We start from the raw sequence: 5,205 nt of genomic DNA, 5'->3' as shown, positions 1-5,205 counted from the left end.
TAAATTATTATAGCGCCAATTTAAAGTATTATAGAGTCAAAACTCGCCACTCGGGCTTTCTTTACCTTTTTTTGCTTGGTAGATTTCTTAAATATTTATTATTAAAGTAGTATCCTAGGTCCCAGTGTCAAGCACTGGGATGACAAGGAAGGGAGCTACTTGGGTGACAAGAAAAGGAGGCGCTGGAATGACAGAAGAAGGGGTGCTGGAATGACACCATTGTTGACTGGTAAAACGGTACCTTAATTTTTCCTATTGCCATTGGCATTAGGAAGAAAGTTGTAGACACAAAATCAGTCGACTACTTTTTTTTGATTGTATCTATTGCTCGACCGATCTCATCTTGTAAATCGTCACAGTCATTTTTTTCATCATGATTTAGCCCTTCAATTCTGCTTTCTAACTCTAGCTTAATTATAGTGTTGATTTTATCTATGTTATCGAGAAAGCTTTTACATTCTTCATCACTATATTCCTCACCAGATGCCTTTCTTTCGATAAACAGGTCTTTAAACCCTGCTAGATCAGAATTCTGATCGGTATTCAGTACAACATTTCTCTCTATGAAGCTAAGATCCGATAATAATAAACTAACCTCGAGTAGATCTTCACTTTTAATGTTTGCAAGATTATCAAGGTTATCTAAAATGTTAAACATCTTGAGCTCCTCCTGGGCAATTTCTTGATCTTCCTTGTCGAATTCGGACAACAATTCTCTATCATCCACGAATTTCTCACTAAGAGCTTTATTGAGCTTTGAAAGATTAATATCATCTTGCTTAGTGTTATCCAGCAACAAGTCTACTCTTGCCCTACGCGCATTTAAAATGTCATCGTAGTCACTTAGCTTTATGTTACCGTCTTTGTCCTGGTGCAGTTTATAATAATCAAGACCTTTGAAGTTTTTTTTACTGATCTTCATTGCTACCCTCTTCCTTTTCACCCGGTACACTTCTTTTTACTGATTCTTTTGATGAATCTCCCAAAAACTCATCTGATTTCTTCGAATTTGGCTCACTAGGCCCTAGTGATTTATCCGGACCCGGCGCACTTGATTGACTACTATCACCTTCATCCTTGTATCTCTCTGGCTTTCTTTTGTGCCCTATGGTGTAATCATGAAGTTTGTCCAAGAATTCTCGCCTATGCGATTTTGCTCTATAGAGTAAGTTATGGCTATAGCTATGCTTTCCTATAGAATCAACGCCATGCTCCCAGGTAAATTTCATAGCATCTTCTATTGTATAACCCAAGTGTGATCCCACGTATCCTTTGTAATAATCTAAATACTTACCAATTCTTCTGTGTGTAATATCTTCCTTGTCAACTCCAAACGCCTTGTAAATTTTTTCCTCAAGTTTATCAACGTCATTTTCAGGCGATGTTGCAAATTTTGTTGCTTCGATAGTACCACCTACAAGCTTACATGGCGCATCAATAGCGTATTTCAACACACCTCCAACTCGTGGTATCCTGCCCAGTAGATTAGCCGTGCCTCCGGCTAATCTATCTGGTAAATGAGTAGCCCAACTGCCTAAAGACTCTAGTTTTCCGCCAACAAAGTTTTGCCACTGATGCTTGGTGAGTCCTTCCATTGTGTGAACTAAAGGCGATGCTTTATACATACTAGATATATTATAAACGCTGAATCCACCACCAGCGATACTTGAGCCCATTTGTTGTACGAACTCACGTAAGGAGAACATTAAGAATGAAAGCAAGAATAATACAAAGATTTCCCCCACATTAATTAAATAGCCTCTCTGTATGTCTTGCACCCTTTGATAGTCGCTATTTTCTTGATATTTATCATTTACTATATAAAAATTCTGTAGTTGGCAGCTTGCACCTTGTGTAATTACATCTTGCACTAAAACCCTTATTTCACTTATTATTTCCCTGTAACTGCTGCACTTGTTTATATCTTGACAATAGCGCCTTACTATTTCACTAATGCCGCTGCCACCTATCTTCCTGTCTATACTGTTGATCAACGACGAGATATCAGCCTTTTCTGATGCATGTAATAGACTATTTGTTAGACGCGCTAGATCTTTTTCATTTTTACTACAATCAGCATTAACTACTATATCGCTTTCTGCTATATAATGATCTGCTGGATTATCTTTAGTACCAGGAATTGGGTTAAAGAAAGGATAATCTATATAACGAAAACCTCTTATATATTCACCTTTTTCATCCTTAGGGTAATCCGGTGGAAGGGGAATATACCCAGCACCACCAGTAAATTTTATTGTACTACCTTCTCTACTTAATTTTTCTATGCCCTCTATATCTTTATCTACGTTCAGCGGACAATGTTTCCCGATAGTGTAAGGTACAAAAATCTGCCCTGGAGTCCAACCAAAGTACTGCCTATTAAAGATAGGAAAACCGCCAAATACCCATTTTGGAGCACAGATTCTTATCTCAAACCATTTATTGTAACATACAGTGAAACCTAGCTGCCTATAGAAGGTATTCATTATAATTGCAGCCAGCAATGACAGCAGGGCAAATATCATAATCGATTGTAAACAAAAACTAATACAGAATTTTATCCAACCTTCAAATAGACTTTTCAGCGGTGAAAATAAGATAGAAATTAGAAACAGTGGCATTATGGCTATAAGGAAAGCTATACCCACGAAGCCGGAAAGGAATATTATGTAAGCATACACACACAGCAGGAAATATAAAACGATCCCTATCAAAATTGCTGGTATCATAAGTAGGCTTGTCCACATTTTGTAATGAAAAAACGCTGCAAACTTTTTCCAAACAGAGTAAGCAAAAAACTTATTGAACATGTCCTCCATAAAACTGAACAATTTAACACGGGCTTCTCCACCGGCTTCGGCAGGGTCCCAATTGGCATCTGTATTCATATTAGGAGCAAAGCTAGTAATTACATTTATCATATATTCAAGTCCTTCAACAAACAAAGTAAGGAAATGATCGTAGAAAAACTTAAAACTTCCAGGAGATATAAGCACTATTACTAGAGTGATTTTCATCATCCTAATGAGCATATCATGCTTAGTTTCTCGTATCATACCAAAAAGGTAAAGAAGCGATGAAATCACTATAAATAAAACGAGCAAGGAAAGAACAAAATTATGAAAACTTGTACTCTTTTCAGCTATATTCTGAAACATAGCCTGTGCTGCTGCAGGGTCATTACTGTCAAAATACTTTTTGCAATTTTTATTGATCAATAATACACACTTTAGGTAGTGATAAACGTAATCAAAAAATCCAAAACTACTTGGTTTCTGCACTCCGCTCAAAAATTCAAAAGAGTAGCCGCCTACATTGTCTAAGTAATATCTGTCTAATATTTTTACATATATTTTCCATCCTTTTTCTAATTTTAGCATATCACAATTTCTGCCCTTTAATTTAGTTCTATCTCCTTTCTTTAAAGTAAAAAGTCCGCTTCCATCTTCTGCTACGGAATTGTAACCCAAATGTATAGTGGGAGATTCGGGATTGCGCATAGATTTCAGACTTTCGTTAGGGTTGTTATCACCCGGCCTTTTAAACAGAAAGTAAGCACCATGACCGTTGGTAAACCAACATGGAGCACCACGTGATACTATGCTTTTGCCATTATCCTCGTTAATGCACTTACAATTTACAGTGCAACTTGTACTAGAACTACTTGAAAATTTTTGCATACTAGATTTATAATCATTGCAAACCAAGTGAAAGTCATGCAAGCTATTATCGCCTTGTTTGCCTTCGAATTTGGTTGCATATTTCAGCTGCTCCAAGCTTTGCAAGCTGTAACTGCCTTTAGATTCTTTCTTATTACTATTACCCCAAGATGTCCATGCACCATTAACTCGTACTATCAAGTCATCTCCATTGGTTTCGAGTCCGGTATCCTTCCACTTCACCACTTGATTAGAGTGAAAACCATAATTGATTTCGCCGGTCTCAGGATCAATAGGTTCTCCACTTTCACCTTCTGGAAAAAACGCATCATGACCAATTGGAAAATGAGCACCAACTGTAATAGGTTTAGGACCAAAATAGTCAGCAGATATGCATCTTGGAAAAGGCATATCGTTGTTTTTGTCACAACCTGTTATCAGCACACAAGCTGCAAGAAGTAGTAACCTAAACCAAAATGTGCCTAAGCGTAACTGCATATCTAAATTTTTTCCAAATATAGAAATAAAACTTTACTTAAAATATCTTTTTAATTAGTTACTCCATGATATCACTCATTTTTCCTTTCTTCTTTCTTGTCCTTGTTTTCAGCTCCAGGCACTTCCTTCTCTTTTAGTTGCTCTTTCGTTTCGGGCAATTCCACCTTTCGCTTTCTTTCTTCCTTGTCTTTAGCTTTAGAATCTCCTGTTTTATCAGGACTTTTTCCAAAACCTTCTTCCTTGTCTGCTTGCTTCAGCATCTCAGACAACTTATATTCAATTTGTGTTCGATCTTTACCCGTTTTCTGTTTTATGTCCTTTATCGTACTTTGAGTTGCATCATCAAGTCCAACAGTTGACAGCATAGCTTGTGATGCGCTGTTAGCAACTTGACCAACACTGCCAGCAATCCCAAAACCAGCACTAAATATTGCTTGTGCCATAGTTTCTGACGCAGAAACAAAAACTTCCATTGCTTTGGCAATAATGAAGTATATAATTGCCTGGATTAGGTCTATCGGTAATGCTGCAAAGTGCCCGCCAGTTTTCGTTCCATCACTTAGTGCAACATCAACACTAGTGCCAGGACTATATCCAAGAGGCAGTATGGATTTCATAAGACAGAGATCATAGGACAAGAAATTTATGCTAATTAAACATTGATAGCATGCAGAGAAATTTGTGAGGTTATACAAAACTGAATACATCAATTGATTTAAAATGGATAAAGATGAAAATAAAATCATTGGCTGTATTGCAACATGAGCAAGTGTTTTTATCCAGCTGTCAAACAGGGACTTAGTCTGTTGAAATAAGATAAACACGATAAATAAAGGTGTTAATGACAGTAAAAACGCTACTAGGACAGTAGATATCACATATCTAAATATAGCGCTAATAATGCATTTTAAGAACATAAAACTAGCATGGAGTATTATCAAAAAAGCGATAAAACCAAAAGGACCAGCGAATATCAATGATAAAAACTTCATCCATGTTTCTCCTGTGAATAATATTCCTGCTGTTAAATCTAAGAACGCAAATCTTT

The 5,205-nt window shown here is 36.8% G+C and carries 3 protein-coding genes; all 3 read right to left on the bottom strand.

Annotated elements, in window-relative coordinates:
• Window positions 1-301: 301 nt before the first annotated feature.
• Window positions 302-922 (bottom strand): WD_0853 family protein, encoded by a 621-nt coding sequence (locus DM84_RS04855; protein ID WP_250778772.1) that lies wholly within the window; start codon window positions 920-922, stop codon window positions 302-304.
• Window positions 909-4,157, bottom strand: a complete 3,249-nt coding sequence (locus tag DM84_RS04850; RefSeq protein ID WP_250778770.1) for a TrbL/VirB6 family protein — start codon at window positions 4,155-4,157, stop codon at window positions 909-911. Before DM84_RS04850 ends, DM84_RS04855 begins: the two co-directional genes overlap by 14 nt.
• Window positions 4,158-4,228: 71 nt before the next feature.
• The coding region (locus tag DM84_RS04845) for a TrbL/VirB6 family protein (RefSeq protein WP_250778768.1) at window positions 4,229-5,205 on the bottom strand (977 nt) is incomplete at its 5' end.

The sequence above is a fragment of the Wolbachia pipientis genome (assembly GCF_023661085.1).
Classification (GTDB): domain Bacteria; phylum Pseudomonadota; class Alphaproteobacteria; order Rickettsiales; family Anaplasmataceae; genus Wolbachia.
This window is presented reverse-complemented; position numbering and strand designations above follow the sequence as displayed.